Here is a 17,584-nt window from a genome sequence, read left to right as displayed (position 1 = left end):
TCAAATAGCGGGCGGCCATGTGGAAGGGAAACACGGACCATGCTGATCGCACAGCGTCCCACGCTGACCGAGGAGCCGATCTCGGACCTGCGCTCGAAGTTCGTCATCGAGCCGCTGGAGCCGGGCTTCGGTTACACCATCGGGAACTCTCTGCGCAGGACCCTCCTGTCCTCCATCCCGGGTGCGGCCGTCACCAGCATCCGGATCGAGGGCGTCGAGCACGAGTTCACCACCGTGCCCGGTGTCAAGGAGGACGTCACGGAGATGATCCTCAACCTCAAGGGCCTGGTCGTCAGCTCCGAGCACGACGAGCCGGTGCTGATGTACCTGCGCAAGCAGGGCCCGGGTGTGGTGACCGCCGCGGACATCGCTCCGCCGGCGGGCGTCGAGGTGCACAACCCCGACCTGCACATCGCCACGCTCAACGGCAAGGGCAAGCTGGAGATGGAGCTGACGGTCGAGCGCGGCCGCGGCTACGTCTCCGCGACTCAGAACAAGCAGGCCGGGCAGGAGATCGGTCGGATCCCGATCGACTCCATCTACTCCCCGGTCCTGCGGGTGACCTACAAGGTCGAGGCCACCCGAGTCGAGCAGCGCACCGACTTCGACCGCCTGATCGTCGACATCGAGACCAAGCCCGCCATCCGTCCCCGCGACGCCGTGGCGAGTGCCGGTAAGACGCTGGTGGAGCTGTTCGGTCTGGCCCGCGAGCTCAACGTCGACGCCGAGGGCATCGACATGGGCCCGTCGCCGACGGACGCCGCCCTGGCGGCCGACCTGGCGCTGCCGATCGAGGACCTCAACCTCACGGTCCGTTCCTACAACTGCCTCAAGCGTGAGGGCATCCACAGCGTTGGCGAGCTGGTTGCCCGCTCCGAGCAGGACCTGTTGGACATCCGCAACTTCGGTGCCAAGTCCATCGACGAGGTGAAGCAGAAGCTCGTCGACATGGGCCTGTCGCTGAAGGACTCCCCGCCCGGATTCGACCCCGGCACCGCGGCCGACTCCTTCGGCTCCGAGGACGACGAGGGCGAGTCCTTCGTCGAGACGGAGCAGTACTGACCTTCGTCGCCCCATGGTCCCCGGCCGAGTGCGGCCGTGGACCGCATCACTAGGAGAACGACACCATGCCCACGCCTACCAAGGGCGCCCGTCTGGGTTCCGGGCCCGCTCACGAGCGGCACATCCTGGCGAACCTCGCCACCTCGCTGTTCCAGCACGGCCGCATCCGCACCACCGAGGCCAAGGCCAAGCGCCTGCGCCCCTACGCCGAGAAGCTCATCACCCTCGGCAAGCGCGGTGACCTGCACGCCCGCCGCCAGGTGCTGACCAAGATCACGGACAAGTCCGTGGTGCACGAGCTCTTCACCGAGATCGGCCCGCGCTACGAGAACCGTCCCGGTGGCTACACCCGTATCACCAAGATCGGTCCGCGCAAGGGCGACAACGCCCCCATGGCGGTCATCGAGCTGGTCGAGGCGCTGGCCGCCAAGCCGGCCGCCGCCGCTCCGGCCGAGCCGGTCGAGGAGACCAAGGCCGAGGAGACCAAGGCCGAAGAGACCGCGGAGGCCACCGAGGCCGCCGAGGCCCCGGCCGAGGAGAACTCCGAGAGCAAGTAGGTCGGGCGTGAGGCACACGGGCGCATCCCGGGTGCACACCGACCGGACGAGTGCCCGATCCCACAGGGGTCGGGCACTCGTGTTTCTCTGAGGCGTCGATGGGATCGATGTGACGGACGAGATGAACGAGGCACCGGAGCCGACGATCCGGATCCGGTTCGACGTGGCCTACGACGGCACCGACTTCTCCGGGTGGGCGGTGCAGCCGAACCGGCGCACCGTCCAGGGCGAGCTGGAGTCGGCGCTGGCCCGGGTACTGCGCCTGCCGGAGGTGACGCTGACCTGTGCCGGGCGCACCGACGCCGGGGTCCACGCCCGGGGCCAGGTGGCCCAGGCCGACGTTCCCGCGGGGACGTGGGAGCGCGAGGGCGAGCGGGTGCTGCGCAGGCTGGCGGGCGTGCTGCCGCCGGACGTGCGGGTGTCCGCGGCCCGCCCCGCCCCGCCCGGGTTCGACGCGCGCTTCTCACCGCTGTTCCGCCGCTACCTGTACCGGGTGAGCGACGCCCCGTACGGGGTGGACCCCCTGCTGCGCAGGGACGTGCTGTGGCACAAGAACCCGCTGGACGCGGACCGCATGAACGCGGCCGCGGAGCTGCTGCGCGGGGAGCACGACTTCGCGGCGTTCTGCAAGAAGCGGGAGGGCGCCACGACCATCCGGGAGCTGCTGCTCCTGGAGTGGGAGCGGGTGGACGACCACCTGCTGCACGGCACGATCCAGGCGGACGCGTTCTGCCACAACATGGTCCGGGCCCTGGTGGGCGCGCTGCTGGCGGTCGGTGACGGCCGCCGCGGGGTCGACTGGCCCGCGCGGGTGCTGGGCGCCGGGGTGCGCGAACCGGCCGTGCACGTGGTCGGCCCCCAGGGGCTGAGCCTGGAGGAGGTGCGCTACCCGGCCGACGGGGAGCTCGCCGCCAGGGCCGGCGCCACCCGCCGGGTCCGCGAGCTGCCCTGCCCCGGCCACTCCGCCTGAGGCGCCTCCGGCGGGGCCTCCCGGCCGGCCCGGTGCCCGCGGTGCCGGGCGGCGGGGGAGCCGACCGCCGGACAGCACGAAGGGGACGTCCGTCCGGACGTCCCCTTCGGCGTTGCGGTGCGGGTCAGCCGCGGTCCTCGGACAGCCTCTCGTAGGCCTCCTCCAGGAAGCCCTCGCTGACCGGGGCCAGGGCGTCGGCGCCCTCGGCGGTCCCGTCGCTGTTGGTGGCCAGGGAGAAGAGCAGGTAGCGGCCCCACTGTCCGCCGCTGCCGTGGCCGCCGGCGTGGCCCAGGCGCTCGGCCGGGGTGCCCTCCTCGCCGGCCAGCCCGGCGAACCACTGGGACTCCTCCAGGTTCTGGGCGTCCAGGGCGGTGGCGGCGCCGTCGGTGTCGGACATCGCGGCCACGCCGACGGTGACGGCCTGCCCCTCGTCCTCGCTCAGGTAGGAGGCGCGGACCAGCTGGCGGCAGCCGTTGTCGGCGAGCACGGTGCCGTAGTCGCCGTGGGCCCCGGCGGCGCAGTCCTCGCCGTCCTCCACGGCCACCCGGGTGAACGAGCCCTGGCCCTCGACCTCCAGGGTCTCGGGGAAGAGGGCGTCGGCGGTCAGGGTCCCCGGGTCGTCCTCCTCGCTGGAGACGGTGGTGGCGTTGTCGGAGGAGCCGCCCAGGCCGCCGCTGGCGAAGTAGAACGTGCCGCCGCCGACGAGGACGAGGGCGAGGGCGAACCCGCCGACCATCAGCGCCTTGCGGCGCCTGCCCGCGGAGTCGTCGTAGCGGTCGTGGTCGTCGTAGCCGCCGTCGTCGTACTCGTCGTAGTCGTTCATCGCCCGGACGTCGAACTGGGCGGTGTCCGCACCGGCGTCCTCGGGGACCTCGTCCCGGAACAGCGGCCGGTTGTCGCCCCGGCCGGCGGGGACGGCGGCGATGTGCTGGGTGGCGCCCATGGCGTCGGCCGGGAACACCGGCTCGGAGGCGGGCGGGACCGGGGGCACCGCGCCGGGGGGCGGGCCCGCCGGGGCGCCCGGCACCGGGGCCATGGGCGGACGGCCGCCGGTGGGCGCGCCGTAGGGCGCCGGGGGGATCTGTCCCGGGCCGGGGCCCATCGGCTGCCCCTGGGGCGCCATCGGTCCCGGAGCCTGCGGGACCTGGCCGTGCGGCCCCTGTCCGTGCGGGACCTGGCCCGGGGCCGGCGGGCGCGGGGCCATGGACGGCTGGCCGCCGGTGGGCGCGGCGTAGGGGGCCGGGGGAAGCTGGGCCTGCGGGGGCTGTGCCGGCTGGGGACGGGCCTGCGGGGGCTGCGGGAAGTGGGGGCCGGAGGGCTGGGCGCCCGGTCCCGCCGGCGCGCCCGGGGGCGGCCCGGCGGGCGGCAGCGGGCCGCCCTGGGTCTGCGCCGGGGGGAGGGGGCCGCCCTGCGTCTGGTTCGGGGGGAGGGGCAGACCGCCCTGGTACTGTCCCGTCTGGGGACCCGTCTGGGGGTGTCCGACGGGCGCGCCGTACGGGTTCTGCGGCGGCTGCACGCCCGGCGGCAGGCCGGGGGCGCCCGGAGGGCCCTGAGGTGACGCCTGCGGCGTCTGCGGGCCGGGGGCGGCCTGGTGTCCCGGGAAGCCCTGCTGCGGCCCGCTCGGGGGGAACGCGGGGTGCTGCGCCTGCGGACCGGAGGGCGAGCCTTGGCCGGGCAGTGGTCGACCGCCCTGCGGACCGGAGGGGTACTGGTCGGGGTGGGGGGAACCGAGCAGGTCCTGGCCGTCACCGGGCTCCGGCCCGTCGGGACCGTACTGTGGCGGGTTCGGATGGGTACTGATGGGAGTCTCCGGAGGCGTTGGGGAATGGGACTTGACCAAAGCCCGTGCCCGCGATGTTTCCGCTGGCGTGCCGGGGTGACGGGCATCTCGTCGGCGCCCGTCGTTCCGGGCGGAGACCGGCCTTTCGGTGCAAGGGTAGCCAACACCCGGGCGCGGAAAGGACGAAGCACTCCACGCAACGGGCATAATGAAAGACGGAGAGGTCACGGATGTGACCCCGTGCCGGCGCTTTCCCCGCCGAGCGTGGTCCTGCCGGTCTGCCCCAACCGCTGGCTTTGACCTGCGCGACGGTGGCCAGTAGGATATTCCGTCGTGCGTTTGAGTTGCCGTGGGCCCCGGGACTTTCACTGAATCCCGGTGCCGATCCACGCACCATCGTCTGCGCACTCACCACCGGACCGTCCTGAAGATGTGGCACGGGACGTCCGGTCCAAACGCCCCGCGCCCGCGGGTGTGTTTCGTAATACGAGTCCACCATCCCGAACCAGGGGGATGGGGCAGCCGACTGAAGAGCGAAGGCAAACGATCGTGCGCACCTACAGCCCCAAACCAAACGATGTTCAGCGTCAGTGGCACGTTGTCGACGCCACCGATCTCGTGCTCGGGCGTATGGCGAGCCAGGTTGCCACGCTCCTCCGGGGCAAGCACAAGCCGTACTACGCGCCCCACATCGACACCGGCGACTTCGTGATCGTCGTGAACGCCGACAAGGTCGCCCTCACCGGCAAGAAGCTGGAGCAGAAGCGGGCCTACCGGCACTCCGGCTACCCCGGCGGTCTGCGTTCCGTCGGCTACGCCGAGCTGCTGGAGAAGAACCCCGAGCGGGCCATCGAGAAGGCCGTCAAGGGCATGCTGCCCAAGGGCTCTCTCGGCCGCCAGATGGCCAAGAAGCTGAAGGTGTACTCCGGTTCGGAGCACCCGCACCAGGCCCAGCAGCCGGTTCCGTTCGAAATCAGCAAGATCCAGCAGCCCGCCTAGGCGTTCGCGAGCTTCACAGAAACACGAGGAGAACCGTGGTCGAGCCCACCGGTATCGAAGACATCGAGCAGGAGTACGCCGAGAACCCGGAGGAGTTCCCCTCCGAGTACACGAGCGAGTCCGATGAGACGGTCGCCGCCTACGTGCCGACCGCTTCCGGCCCCAGCGCCGGCACCGGCCGCCGCAAGACGGCCATCGCCCGCGTGCGCATCGCGCCCGGCGCGGGTGAGTGGAAGATCAACGGCAAGCCGCTCGAGGTCTACTTCCCCGACAAGGTCCACCAGCAGACCATCAAGGAGCCCTTCGTCTCCCTCGGGTTCGAAGGCGCCTACGACGTCTTCGCCCGGATGAGCGGCGGCGGCCCCAGCGGCCAGGCCGGCGCCCTGCGCCACGGCATCGCCCGCGCGCTGGCGTCCCTGGACCCGGAGAACAACCGCCCGACCCTGAAGAAGGCCGGCTTCCTGACCCGCGACGCCCGCGAGGTGGAGCGCAAGAAGGCCGGTCTCAAGAAGGCCCGCAAGGCGCCGCAGTTCTCCAAGCGCTAAGGCTCATGCGCCGGCTCGCGCTCGGCTGAGCTTCGACCCGTACGTCGTCCCCGTCACCGGGGGCGTCGTACGGGTTTTTCCTTTTCGCGTGGCTTGTGGGTCACACTGATCTTCTCGGCGCCCGACGCGGCGCCACTGCCTGAAGGGGGCTGTCGCCTGTGGGACGGCTGTTCGGTACGGATGGTGTACGCGGGGTCGCCGGGCGCGACCTGACCGCCACGCTCGCCCTGGAGTTGTCCATCGCCGCGGCGAGGGTGCTCGCGGCGGGGATCGAGAGGCGGCGCCCCAGGGCCGTCGTGGGCCGCGACCCGCGCGCCTCCGGCGAGTTCCTGGAGGCCGCCGTGGTGGCCGGGCTCGCGAGCACGGGCGTGGACGTGGTCCGGGTGGGGGTGCTGCCCACCCCGGCGGTGGCCTTCCTCACCGGGGACCTGGGCGCCGACTTCGGCGTGATGCTCTCGGCGAGCCACAACCCGGCGCCGGACAACGGCATCAAGTTCTTCGCCAGGGGCGGCCACAAGCTGGAGGACGCCCTGGAGGACGAGATCGAGGGGCTGCTGGGCGTGCCCTCGACCCCCGCGGTGGGCGCGGCCGTGGGTCGGGTCACCGACGCCGACGACGGGGCCGAGCGCTACATCCGGCACGTGCTGGCCTCGGTCCCCCACTCCCTGGCCGGGCTCAAGGTCGTGGTGGACTGCGCCCACGGCGCCTCCGCCCTGGTGGCCCCCGAGGCGCTGCGCCGCGCGGGCGCCGAGGTCGTCGCCATCGGCGACGCGCCCGACGGCCACAACATCAACGAGGGGTGCGGCTCCACCCATCTGGAGAAGCTCCAGGAGGCGGTGCGGCTGCACGGCGCCGACGCGGGGATCGCCAACGACGGCGACGCCGACCGCTGCCTGGCCGTGGACGCCGGGGGCAACGTGGTCGACGGGGACCACATCCTCGCGATCCTGGCCTCGGAGGCCAAGGAGGAGGGCCGCCTGGCCGGCGACACCCTCGTGGTGACGGTCATGTCCAACCTCGGCCTCAAGCTGGCCATGGAGCGCGAGGGCATCTCCGTGGCGGAGACCGCGGTGGGCGACCGCTACGTCCTGGAGGAGATGAAGCGCGGCGGGTTCTCCCTGGGCGGGGAGCAGTCCGGGCACGTCATCCTGCTGGACCACGCCACCACCGGGGACGGGGTGCTGACCGGCCTGCACCTGCTGGCCGCGATGGCGCACCGCAGGCAGGGGCTGGCGGAGCTGGCCAAGGTCATGACCCGCCTGCCGCAGGTGCTCATCAACGTCCCCGACGTGGACAAGTCCCGCGCCGCCGACTCCGAGGAGCTGTGGGCCGCGGTGCGCGAGGCCGAGAAGGAGCTGGGCGGGACCGGCCGTGTCCTCATCCGTCCCAGCGGCACCGAGCCCAAGGTCCGCGTCATGGTGGAGGCACCCGAGCAGGAGCAGGCGACCGCGGTCGCCGAGCACCTCGCCGGGGTGGTGCGCTCCGCCCTGGGCTGACCGGGGAACGGGGCCATGGACCGGACGCGGTACGGGCACGCCCTGACGGTCGGGGTGGACATCGGCGGGACGAAGGTCGCCGCCGGGGTGGTCACCCCGAGCGGAAGGGTGCTGGCCCGGGTGCGCACCGAGACGCCCGAGCGCAGCAAGAGCCCGGCGGTCGTGGAGGACACGATCGTGTCGGTGGTGGAGGAGCTGCGCTCGGGGTACCCGGTGCGCGCCGTGGGCGTGGGGGCGGCGGGGTTCGTGGACGAGCGCCGCGCGAACGTGCTGTTCGCCCCCCACCTGTCCTGGCGGGAGGAGCCGCTGCGGGAGGCGCTGTCCTCCCGCCTGGGCCTGCCCGTGGTGGTGGAGAACGACGCCAACGCCTCCGCGTGGGCGGAGGTGCGCGCCGGTGCCGCCCAGGGGGTCGACGACGTGGTCGTGGTCAACCTGGGTACCGGCATCGGCGGGGCGATCGTCCTGAACGGGCGCCTGTACCGCGGCCGGTACGGCCTGGCCGGTGAGTTCGGCCACATGACGGTGGTCCCGGGCGGGCACCGCTGCGAGTGCGGCAACCGGGGCTGCTGGGAGCAGTACGCCAGCGGCAACGCGCTCACCCGGGAGGCGCGCGAGCTGGTGGCCGCCGAGTCGCCGGTGGCCCGGGCCCTGCACCAGGCGGTGGCGGGCGACGCGGGGCGGATCACCGGACCCCTGGTGAGCGAGCTCGCGCGCAAGGGCGACCGGGCCTGCACCGAGCTGATGCGCGACGCGGGCCAGTGGCTGGGGGCGGGGCTGGCGAATCTGGCGGCGGCCTTCGACCCGGAGCTGTTCGTCATAGGCGGGGGCGTCTCGGAAGCGGGCGACCTGCTGCTGGGACCGGCCCGGGAGGCGTTCGAGCGCGGTCTCACCGGCCGGGGCTACCGCCCCGAGGCCAGGGTGGTGGCCGCCGCCCTGGGCAACGAGGCCGGGCTGGTCGGCGCGGCCGAGCTGGCCCGCGACGCCCTGCCGTCCCGGCGCCGCCGCCCCACCCGCCGCCGCTGACCCGGCTTCGCCTCCCGGCGCGGACCCGTCGGTCGACGAGTCCCCGGACGCCGACCGCCATGGGGAGGGGGCGGGCACGGCACCGGCGGTCCACCCGCCGGGCGGTGGCACGAACCGGTCGGGGAGCGGCCCGGCGGTCGTCGAGACCTCCGGCGTCGATTCCTGAGCCCGCTGTGATCCGGCCGTCGCCACCACGGCGGGAAGACAGCGTCCGGCGGCGGCCGGGCGGGGCGGAACCCGGGAAGCCGCCTCGGCCCCAGGGCCGGGAAGACGGTTCCGGGCGGGCGGTACTCCGTTCAGCGGTCGTTATATCCGCTGTGTACGCTGGAAACCCTCGTGTCTGATCAATCCCGGAAAGCCACGTCGTGAACCCTCTTCCCACGGACGTACCCTGGGCCTTCGAAGGGCACGGGTCGGCGTGGGTGGAATCCCCGCTCCAGTTCCTGTCCGCCGTGGAGGCCTACGCGGCGCACGGACTGTCCACCCAGGGATGCATCCTCCTGCGCCAGGACGCCACCGGGCTGCCCGGCGTCCACGCCGCCCTGCGCCGCCTGTTCCCCGCGACCCCGCCCGCCGCGCTCGCCCGCCGCCCCACCCGCCCCCGCAGCGCCGACTTCACCTGGGTCATCGGCGACGCGTTCTCCGGCCAGGTACAGCGGCTGCTTCTGCGCGCCCCCCGCTGCCGCCTCGTCCTGGTCGACGACGGACTGGCCGTGTGGCACCTGCTGCGGCTGCTCGCCGCCCCCGCCGTCCAGCCCGTGCTGCGTGCCCGGGTGCGGCGCACCCCGACCCGGCTGGCCCTGGGAGCGGCGGCCGGGCGCGTCCTGCGCCGCGCCGCGGAGGAGGGGCGCCTCACCGTGTTCACCATGCTCCCCCTTCCCGGCGACCTGCGGGAGGCGGCGGCCGCCGTGGGCATCCGGGTGGTGTCCCACGACTTCCCCCTGCTGCGCTCCCTGCCCGAGCACACCCCGCCCGCCGAGCAGCGGATCGTCCTGGGGACCGCCCTGGTCAACGACGGCCTGGTCCGCCTGCCCGACTACCTGGGCTGGCTGGAGCACCAGCTCGCCCGGGGGCCGGTGGCCTACCACCCGCACCGGCGGGAGGACCCCCGGGTGCTGGAGCTGCTGGCGGCCGACCCGCGGGCGCGGCTGGTGCGCACCGGGGTACCCGTCGAGCTGTCGCTGCGCGGGCTCGGCCCCGGGCACACCGTGCGGTCGCTGCCCTCCACCGCCCTGGTGTCCCTGCGGCTGCTGGTGCGCGGGGCGTCGATCGGCACGGACGGGGTGCCCGACCACTGGTGGACGGAACTGGCCTCGCCGGGACTGCGCGAGGATCTGGCGGTGACCACCGCCCTGGTCAACGATGAGGAGCACGCGGGTGGAACGTGAGGGCGACGGACGGATCAGGGTCATGGCGATCGCCGACTCCGATTCCTACCTCAAGTGGTCGGCGGCCCTGCTGGGCGCCCTTCCGGGCGGGGGCTGGGACACCGACCTGGCGGTGGTCCGCTCGCCGGTCGCACCGTCCGCCGACCAGGTCCGGGCCGCCGTCGCCGGGACCCCGCTCCAGGGCCGCGAGGTGCCGGTTCGCGGGGCCCTGGAGCTGAGGAGCCGGCTGCTGCGGGAGCGCCCCGACGTGCTCATGCTCAACTGCACCGGCCCCGTGGTGGACGCGCTCGCCCACGCCCTGGTCGGGGAGCACCGGCCGGTGCTGGTCTCCGGACTGCCCGGCATCTCGGTGCCCGCCACCGAGCGCGCCTGGCTGTACCGCTCGACGGCCGACCTGTTCGTGCTGCACAGCCACCGGGAGGTCGCCGAGTTCACCGAGCTGGGCGCCCGCCTGGGCGCCACCGGGGAGGTCGGCCTGGCCACCCTGCCGTTCCTGCCCGACGCCCGGCCCCGGAACGGCACCGGGCGCCCGCGGGTGGTGTTCGCCTCCCAGGCGAAGGTGCCCGCGGGGCAGGGGCAGCGCGAACAGGTGCTGCTGGCGCTGGCCGCGCTCGCCGGGGCCCGCCCCGACCTGGAGGTGGTGGTCAAGCTCCGGGCCAGGGAGGACGAGGCCCAGACCCACAGGGAGAGGTACCACTACGAGGCGCTGTGGCGCTACCTGGCGGCTCGCGGAGAGGTCCGCGCCGACGCGGTCGCGTTCCGCACCGGGCCGATGGTGGAGTACCTGGAGGACGCGGTGGGGTTCGTGACGGTCAGCTCGACCGCGGCCCTGGAGGCGTTCGCGCTCGACGTGCCGACGCTGGTGCTCACCGACTTCGGGCTCAACGCCGAGCAGATCAACCTGGTCTTCGAGGGCAGCGGGGTGCTGGGCACCCTGGACGACGTGCGCGCCGCCCGGTTCCGCCGGGTGGACGGCGCGTGGCTGCGGGCCAACTACTTCCACCCGGTCCACGAGAACGACTGGGTGCGGCGGCTCACCGCGCTGGTGGCCGCCGCACGCCGGGGGGAGCTGCCGCGGCGGGACTCCCTGCTGGACGGCCCCGAGCAGCAGCGCAGGCGCACGCGCTCCCTGGTGAGGCTGTCGCTCCCCCCGACGGCCGTGCGTCAGCTCGGCCGGGCCCGCAGGAGGCTGCGCGCCTTGCGCGCCAACCTGCGCGGCACGCTGGCGTCGCGCAACTGACCGGAGGGACGGACTCCGGGGGCCGTCAGGCCCAGGGCGGCGATCCGCTTGCGCTTGAAGTGGCGCAGCAGGTCGCCCTCGTAACCGAGCAGGTAGGCGGCCGTCTCCTCGCGCAGGTGCGGGTAGGAGGCGGCCTGCATGCAGTAGCCGACCGCGCGGACCAGCGGCACGAGGTCCTTCTCGTACCGGTCCTCCGTGATGGCGGGCGGGACGCTCTCCCCGGAGTCCAGCAGCCGCGGCATGGTGGTGTCGGCGATGGTGACCGGTACACGGTTGCTGTTCTCGTACGGAGTCAGCCGCTCCAGGAGGGTCTCGGTCCCCATGGTGGCGACCGGGATGCCGTAGAACCTGGAGGCGGTGCTCAGCGCGGTGGAGAAGCAGCTCACGACCAGCGCGGGCCGGGAGACCTCGTAGTAGGCCTCGATGGGCAGGGAGCCCTCGACGAACTCCAGCCGGGAACCGGCGGCCTCGGCCGCCGCGACCAGGGCCGCACGCGCGTCGGCCCCGCTCGCGGGATGGGCCTTGAACGCGACCCGGCGGTGACCGGCCCGAGCACAGGCCCGGACCATGCGCACCTCCAGCTCGGTCTCCTCCTCGGGGGTGAGGAACCCCAGAGCCGACAGGTACTGTCCGAGGACCAGTGCCGGAGCCGTTCCTTCGGAGGTCTCGGAACGCAGCCCCGCCCGCTCCGCGACCTCGGCCATGACCGCTCGGAAGGCGGTGCCGTCTCCCGGTAGGGAGGGGACCCTGTACTCGCTGAGCAGCAGCGGAGCCAGCCCCGGGACCAGGTCCAGGTGCAGGACCCGTTCCACGGCGGTGATGGTCTCCATGGGAAGGGTGTTGCGGGTGGGCCCGTAGCTCATCAGACCGTCGGCGTAGACGGTCACAGGAGCTCCGGGGAAGAGCGGCATGAGAGCTCGTGCGGGCGGCACCTGCACCGACTCCAGAACCAGTTCGACCTCTCCCTCCAACCGCAGGTGGGAGCGGAGCATGCGGCGGAGCATGGGCAGGTCGTTGTTGCGAGGCTGCCAGTGCGAGGGGTGGTTCGGCCAGATGAGCTCGTTGTAGGAGACGACCTCGTGGAAGCGGGAGCGGAGGGCCTCGAATCCGGCGGCCTCGGTCAGGGAGGGCACCGCCTCGGGCTCGGCGGCGTTGTCCACCACCAGAAGGATCCGGTGGTGGTCGCCGAATTCGCCGGAGTCGATCGAGGCGCACAGGCTGGCGGTACCGAAGAAGCGGGTGACGGCGAAGATCTGGGTGCGGTGCGGGGCGGTCATGGTCTCCTGGTTCCGGGACGGCGGGGTGACGGCAGAGCTCATCCGCGCTCCCAGAGGGCCAGCAAGCGCTTGCCTCGCTTGCTCCCCATCTCTCGCAGGGTGCGATCGAGGAGGTCCATCGGCATCGCTCGCAGCGCCTGGGTCCCACGCGCATGGAGTTCGAGCCGCAGCTCCCGGGAAAGCCGGTCCTGGAGGTCGATCTGCCGCAGCAGAATCGCGCAGAAGGTGCGCAGGGCCTTGGGGAGGAAGGCGGAGTCGGCTGGATCGGCGGACACCTCATCCACGACCTGCGTCATGGCTTCGAAGAAGTGCAGCTGGCGCCGGTCACCGATCTGGGTGAGCGAGGTGCCGACCTCGCGGCGGTAGAACACTCCGAGCTCCGGGACCCGGGCGTACGACTTCCCGCGCAGGTGGAGCCGCCAGATCCACGGGCGGTCCTCGCAACTGTGCAGCTTCGGATCGAACCGGAGCAGATCGTCGGTGAGACGTTCCCGGTCGAAGACGCCCGACCACGAGTAGGGGTAGTCGACCATGGTCTTGCTGTCGGTGGGCAGAATGCCCCCACGCGGGTCGAGGGCGCGGTTCACCCGGGCTTCGGGGGCGTGGTGGACGACTCGCCGCCCACCGTGCACCTGTACGTGGTCGGTGCGGATGAAGTCCACGTCCAGGTCGCGGAGGGAGCCCAGGGCACGTGACAGGTACCCGGGCGCCAGCCAGTCGTCGCCGTCCAGGTACGTGATGTACCGCCCCCTGGCCTGGGCGAGCCCCTGATTGCGGGCGTTCGACGGTCCCTGCGGAGTCTCGTTACGGATCAGCCGCAGCCCGGGAAGCGACCTGTGGCGTGTCTCGACGATGTCGCCGGTACCGTCGGTGGAGCCGTCGTCCACGACGATGTACTCGAAGTCGGGGTGGTGGTTGCGGGCCAGGCTCGACAGGGCGGTGCCGATGTAGGGCGCCACGTCCTTGGCCGGGATGATCACCGAGAGGGCGGTCACTGGGTACTCCTCGGCCCGGAGGCCCGTGCGGGCCCCCGGGCGCGGTCCGTGGGGGATGAGCGGGGTGGGGGGATCAGACGGTCGTGCGGCGGAGGCGCTTGCGGGGCTCCTCCTCGCCCGGGAAGACTTTCTTGACGCCGTCGCCGAGGGCCTGCTCGACCACGCGGATGTCGCGGACGAGGTTGCGCAGGCCGGTGGGCTCCAGCGAGGCGGCGTGGTCGGAGCCCCACATGGTGCGGTCCAGGGTGATGTGCCGCTCGATGGCGACGGCGCCCAGGGCGGCGGCGGCCACGGAGATCTGGAGGCCGCGCTCGTGGCCGGAGTAGGCCACGGGGACGCGGTAGCGGTCGCGCAGGGTCTCGATGGTGCGGAGGTTGCCCTCCTCCGGCGGCATCGGGTAGGTGGAGGTGGAGTGCATGATCACTAGGTTGCGGGCGCCCAGGATGGTGACCGCGGCGTCGATCTCGTCCAGGGTCGACATGCCCGTGGACAGCAGGATCGGCTTGCCGGTCGCGGCCAGGGCGCGCAGCAGCTCGTGGTCGGTGATGGAGGCGGAGGCCACCTTGTGCACCGGGACGTCGAACTTCTCCAGGAAGTCCACGGACGGCACGTCCCACGGGGAGGCGAACCAGTCCAGGCCCAGGGTGTCGCAGTACTCGGCGATCTCGGTGTACTCGGACTCGCCGAACTCCACCCGGTGCTTGTACTCCATGTAGGTCATCTCGCCCCAGGGCGTCTGCCGGATCTTGTCCCGCTGCTCGACGGGGACGCAGATCTCCGGGGTGCGCTTCTGGAACTTGACGGCCTGGCAGCCCGCCTCGGCGGCGACGTCGATCAGCTGCTTGGCGAGGCCGAGGTCGCCGTTGTGGTTGATGCCGATCTCGCCGATGACGTACACCGGGTGGCCCGGGCCCACCATGTGGCGCCCGATGCGCAGCGCGGGGATCTCCGCTCTCAGGTGGGAGGGGGCGGTGGCGGTGGCGGTGCTCATGTGGCGTCCTTCTTGTCTGTGTTCTGTGCGCGGAAGAGAAGTACGTGCTCGCAGAGTTCGCGCACGGCGCCGGCCCCGCCGGGGCGGGTCAGGACGAGCCGTGCCGCGGCGAGTACGGCGGGGTGCGCGTCGGGGACGGCGACGGGCCAGCCGACCAGGGACATGCAGCCCAGGTCGTTGACGTCGTTGCCGAGGTAGGCGACGCGTGAGGGGTCGATTCCCTCGTCGGACAGCCAGGAGGCCAGGGCCGCCCGCTTGTCGGAGAGCCCGTGGAGGACGGTGACGCCGAGTTTGTCGGCGCGGGCGCGCACGACGGGGTTCACCTCGGTGGACAGGATGTGCACCCGCACGCCCGCCTCCCCCAGGAGGCGGACGCCCATGCCGTCGGACCTGCTGACCCGGACGGCCTCGGTCCCGTCCTGGGTGACGGTGACGGTGTCGTCGGTGTGGACGCCGTCGAAGTCGGTGACCAGGGCGTCGATGTCCACGGGGGCCGTCTCGGGGGCCGCGACGGGTGCCAGGGCGCGGGCCAGGCGCAGGTCGTCGGGTGTGTCGATCTCGAAGGCGTGCAGGTCGGGGACCTCGCACAGGTCGATGCGGCCGAAGAACCGGTGGCCGCTGGAGCGGAACCCGGCGGTGTCCACGACGTAGAAGGCGCCGGTCTCGCGGTAGTGGGGCTCGCGGTCCTGGCGGCGGGGCCGGTGGGTGTGGGAGTGGTTGACGCCGCGGGCGCCCTCGGGGCGGCGGGCCCACAGGAAGGCGTGGGTGGGCACCGCGGAGAAGACGCTGTCGGCCTCGCCCCCGGTGACGCGGGCGACGGCGGCGTCCAGGTCGGCGGGGTCGATGAACGGGCTGGTGCACTGCACGAACACGGTGGCGTCGGAGAGTTCCCCGGAGGCTTCGAGGGCGTCCAGCGCCTGGAGCAGGACCGCCTCGGAGGAGACCGTGTCGCCGCCCAGGTCGGCCGGGCGCTCCAGCACGCGGGCGCCCGCGGCGCGGGCGGCGGCCGCGATGGCGGGGTGGTCGGTGGAGACGACCGTGTCGGTGATGCTCCCCGCCTCCAGGCAGGACCGGACGGCGCGTGCGATGAGGGGGACACCGCCCACGGGCTCGATGTTCTTGAGGGGAATTCCCTTGGAACCGCCCCGTGCGGGAATGATGGCGGTGACACGCAAGGCACAACTCCGGAGTGAGCGAGGGGGTGGAACGGTGTTCCGAGTCTGGTCGGCTCAGATTACGTCATTCTTCGCACTGGGGACATCGCCTTTATGCGGGCGCCCGGTACTCTGTATCGTGAGCATTCGCCTACGCTCGGCAACGCCTTTTCGGCAAGGGGTTCCGTCGGGTGTCCCGGGTGCTGAGCACGGGTTTTCCGGCTTTTCCGGGGTTCGGTCGAGGGTTTTCCGCGTGCCCTTCCCGGTGATGGGGGTCTTGTAACACGCCGCATGGGTCCGCTCGGTTTACGGGGTAGACTGTTTCGTTATCTTCCGGGGTATTCGAGCGGTCGTCCGGGCGGTGGTGAAGGGTTTTTCTTTCGTTGTGATACGCATCACTGGCAATGTGCGGCGCCTTTGTGTGCGGAGGGTGCCCGGGCGGGGGCGCACGGCTTCGGCGCCGGGGCGGGGGTGCTTGACCGAACCCTGTTCTAGTGCGTGGGTCACATCCTCTGTAGAGTGCGGCCCATGGATCTCAACGGAATCTCCGCCCTCGTTTCGGGCGGCGCGAGTGGCCTCGGTGAGGCCACCGCCAGGGAGCTCGCCTCGGCCGGTGCCACCGTCGTCATCGCCGACCTCAACGCCGAACGCGGCGAGGCCATCGCCAAGGAGATCGGTGGCGTCTTCGTCTCCACCGACGTCTCCGACGAAGAGCAGGTCAAGGCCGCCGTCCAGGCCGCCGTCGACACCGGCGCCCCCCTCCGCGTCGCGGTGTCCTGCGCGGGCATCGGCTGGGCCACCCGCACCGTCGACAGGGACGGCAACCCCCACGACCTGGCCAGCTACCAGAAGGTCATCCAGGTCAACCTCATCGGCACCTTCAACGTGCTGCGCCTGGCCGCGGCCGAGATCGCCAAGACCGAGCCGGTCAACGAGGACGGCGAGCGCGGCTCGATCGTCAACACCGCCTCGCTCGCGGGCATCGAGGGCCAGATCGGCCAGATCGCCTACTCCTCCTCCAAGGGCGGCGTCATCGGCATGACCCTGCCCGCGGCCCGCGACCTCGCGGCCGTCGGCATCACGGTCAACACGATCGCCCCCGGCATCCTGGAGACCCCGATCTACGGCGAGGGCGAGGCGTCCGAGCAGTTCAAGCAGCGCCTGGCCGCCCCGGTGCCCTTCCCCAAGCGCCTGGGCACCGCCGCCGAGTTCGCCAAGCTGGCCCGCACCCTGCTCGAGGTCAGCTACATCAACGGCGAGGTCGTCCGCATCGACGGCGCCCTCCGCATGCCTCCGAAGTAAGGGGACACCGTGTCCGACGAGGTTCTCTACACGGCCGAGGACGGCGTCGCCGTCATCACCATCAACCGGCCGCAGGCCAAGAACGCGGTGAACGCCGCGGTCGCCAAGGGCATCGCCGAGGCGCTCGACGACCTGGACTCGCGCAAGGATCTGGTGGTGGGCATCCTCACCGGCGCGGGCGGGACCTTCTGCGCCGGGATGGACCTGAAGGCCTTCATGAAGGGCGAGGTCCCGCTGGTCGAGGGCCGCGGGTTCGGCGGGTTCGCCGAGTCCCCGCCCAGGAAGCCGCTGATCGCCGCGGTCGAGGGCTACGCCCTGGCCGGCGGGTTCGAGGCGGTGCTCGCCTGCGACCTGGTCGTGGCCGCCGAGGACGCCAGTTTCGGCATCCCCGAGGTCAAGCGCGGCCTGGTCGCCGGTGCGGGCGGCCTGCTGCGCCTGCAGCACCGCGTCCCGCGCAACCTGGCGATGGAGTTCGCCCTGACGGGCGACTTCGTCGGTGCCCCGCGCATGGCGGAGCTGGGCCTGGTCAACAAGGTCACCGCCCCGGGCGGCGCCCTGGAGGGCGCCAGGGAGCTGGCAGCGCGGGTGGCCGCCAACGGCCCGCTCGCGGTACGGGTCTCCAAGCAGATCATCACCGCGTCGGACGACTGGTCCACCGCGGAGATGTGGGAGAGGCAGAACGAGCTGGCGGGCCCGGTCTTCGTCAGCCACGACGCCATGGAGGGCGCGGCGGCCTTCGCCGAGAAGCGCGCCCCGGTGTGGAAGGGCGAGTAGCCCGGCGCACGGCACCGCGGAGGCCGCCCGG

At 72.5% G+C, this 17,584-nt stretch carries 16 protein-coding genes; 11 read left to right on the top strand and 5 right to left on the bottom strand.

Annotated elements, in window-relative coordinates:
* Nucleotides 1–39 precede the first annotated feature (39 nt).
* From ACSUPR_RS12595 to truA, 3 genes are all read left to right on the top strand, one after another.
* Nucleotides 40–1,062, top strand: coding sequence for a DNA-directed RNA polymerase subunit alpha (locus ACSUPR_RS12595; protein WP_073382357.1), 1,023 nt, complete (start codon nt 40–42; stop codon nt 1,060–1,062).
* A 65-nt stretch (nt 1,063–1,127) separates the two neighbouring features.
* Nucleotides 1,128–1,619 carry a 50S ribosomal protein L17 gene (gene rplQ / locus ACSUPR_RS12590; RefSeq protein WP_436891481.1) on the top strand — a complete coding sequence of 164 codons (492 nt, stop codon included), beginning with the start codon at nt 1,128–1,130 and terminating at the stop codon, nt 1,617–1,619.
* Between the two features lie 121 nt (nt 1,620–1,740).
* Complete coding sequence (gene truA, locus ACSUPR_RS12585; protein WP_436891479.1) at nt 1,741–2,589, top strand: tRNA pseudouridine(38-40) synthase TruA; 849 nt, start codon at nt 1,741–1,743, stop codon at nt 2,587–2,589.
* 124 nt (nt 2,590–2,713) lie between these two features.
* Here the strand turns inward: truA and ACSUPR_RS12580 are convergent, their stop codons facing one another.
* Complete coding sequence (locus ACSUPR_RS12580) at nt 2,714–3,712, bottom strand: hypothetical protein (protein ID WP_436891477.1); 999 nt, start codon at nt 3,710–3,712, stop codon at nt 2,714–2,716.
* 1,206 nt (nt 3,713–4,918) lie between these two features.
* On the opposite strand from ACSUPR_RS12580, the gene rplM reads away from it, so the two are divergent.
* The 6 genes from rplM (at nt 4,919) to ACSUPR_RS12550 (ending at nt 11,060) form a co-directional block, all read left to right on the top strand.
* Nucleotides 4,919–5,368 (top strand): 50S ribosomal protein L13, encoded by a 450-nt coding sequence (gene rplM / locus ACSUPR_RS12575; RefSeq protein WP_073382445.1) that lies wholly within the window; start codon nt 4,919–4,921, stop codon nt 5,366–5,368.
* A gap of 35 nt (nt 5,369–5,403) precedes the next feature.
* Nucleotides 5,404–5,913 carry a 30S ribosomal protein S9 gene (gene rpsI, locus ACSUPR_RS12570; RefSeq protein ID WP_073382370.1) on the top strand — a complete coding sequence of 170 codons (510 nt, stop codon included), beginning with the start codon at nt 5,404–5,406 and terminating at the stop codon, nt 5,911–5,913.
* A gap of 158 nt (nt 5,914–6,071) precedes the next feature.
* A complete protein-coding gene (glmM, locus tag ACSUPR_RS12565) occupies nt 6,072–7,409 on the top strand; it encodes a phosphoglucosamine mutase (protein WP_436891475.1) in 1,338 nt (445 codons plus the stop codon).
* 15 nt (nt 7,410–7,424) lie between these two features.
* Nucleotides 7,425–8,432, top strand: coding sequence for an ROK family glucokinase (locus ACSUPR_RS12560; protein ID WP_436891473.1), 1,008 nt, complete (start codon nt 7,425–7,427; stop codon nt 8,430–8,432).
* A 365-nt stretch (nt 8,433–8,797) separates the two neighbouring features.
* The gene (locus tag ACSUPR_RS12555; protein WP_436891472.1) at nt 8,798–9,820 is read left to right on the top strand and encodes a hypothetical protein; all 1,023 of its coding nucleotides are present in this window, start codon (nt 8,798–8,800) and stop codon (nt 9,818–9,820) included.
* The gene (locus ACSUPR_RS12550; RefSeq protein WP_436891470.1) at nt 9,810–11,060 is read left to right on the top strand and encodes a DUF6716 putative glycosyltransferase; all 1,251 of its coding nucleotides are present in this window, start codon (nt 9,810–9,812) and stop codon (nt 11,058–11,060) included. Before ACSUPR_RS12555 ends, ACSUPR_RS12550 begins: the two co-directional genes overlap by 11 nt.
* On the opposite strand, the gene ACSUPR_RS12545 is transcribed toward ACSUPR_RS12550, so the two are convergent.
* The 4 genes from ACSUPR_RS12545 to ACSUPR_RS12530 form a co-directional block, all read right to left on the bottom strand.
* Nucleotides 10,985–12,379, bottom strand: a complete 1,395-nt coding sequence (locus ACSUPR_RS12545; protein WP_436891468.1) for a polysialyltransferase family glycosyltransferase — start codon at nt 12,377–12,379, stop codon at nt 10,985–10,987. The genes ACSUPR_RS12550 and ACSUPR_RS12545 overlap by 76 nt on opposite strands.
* Nucleotides 12,376–13,332 carry a glycosyltransferase family 2 protein gene (locus ACSUPR_RS12540; RefSeq protein WP_436891466.1) on the bottom strand — a complete coding sequence of 319 codons (957 nt, stop codon included), beginning with the start codon at nt 13,330–13,332 and terminating at the stop codon, nt 12,376–12,378. Before ACSUPR_RS12540 ends, ACSUPR_RS12545 begins: the two co-directional genes overlap by 4 nt.
* Before the next feature lie 73 nt (nt 13,333–13,405).
* Nucleotides 13,406–14,323, bottom strand: coding sequence for an N-acetylneuraminate synthase family protein (locus ACSUPR_RS12535; protein ID WP_436891464.1), 918 nt, complete (start codon nt 14,321–14,323; stop codon nt 13,406–13,408).
* Nucleotides 14,320–15,429, bottom strand: coding sequence for a cytidylyltransferase domain-containing protein (locus tag ACSUPR_RS12530; RefSeq protein ID WP_436891462.1), 1,110 nt, complete (start codon nt 15,427–15,429; stop codon nt 14,320–14,322). Before ACSUPR_RS12530 ends, ACSUPR_RS12535 begins: the two co-directional genes overlap by 4 nt.
* A gap of 576 nt (nt 15,430–16,005) precedes the next feature.
* Here ACSUPR_RS12530 and ACSUPR_RS12525 point away from each other — a divergent pair.
* Entirely contained in the window at nt 16,006–16,779 is a 774-nt protein-coding gene (locus ACSUPR_RS12525; RefSeq protein WP_436891461.1) for an SDR family NAD(P)-dependent oxidoreductase, read from the top strand.
* A 9-nt stretch (nt 16,780–16,788) separates the two neighbouring features.
* Entirely contained in the window at nt 16,789–17,553 is a 765-nt protein-coding gene (locus tag ACSUPR_RS12520; protein ID WP_436891459.1) for a crotonase/enoyl-CoA hydratase family protein, read from the top strand.
* Nucleotides 17,554–17,584: the final 31 nt, after the last annotated feature.

This window comes from Nocardiopsis dassonvillei (genome assembly GCF_964273065.1).
Taxonomy (GTDB): Bacteria; Actinomycetota; Actinomycetes; order Streptosporangiales; family Streptosporangiaceae; genus Nocardiopsis; species Nocardiopsis dassonvillei_B.
Note: the sequence above shows the minus strand (reverse complement) of the source record. Positions and strands in the feature narration are given on the sequence as shown.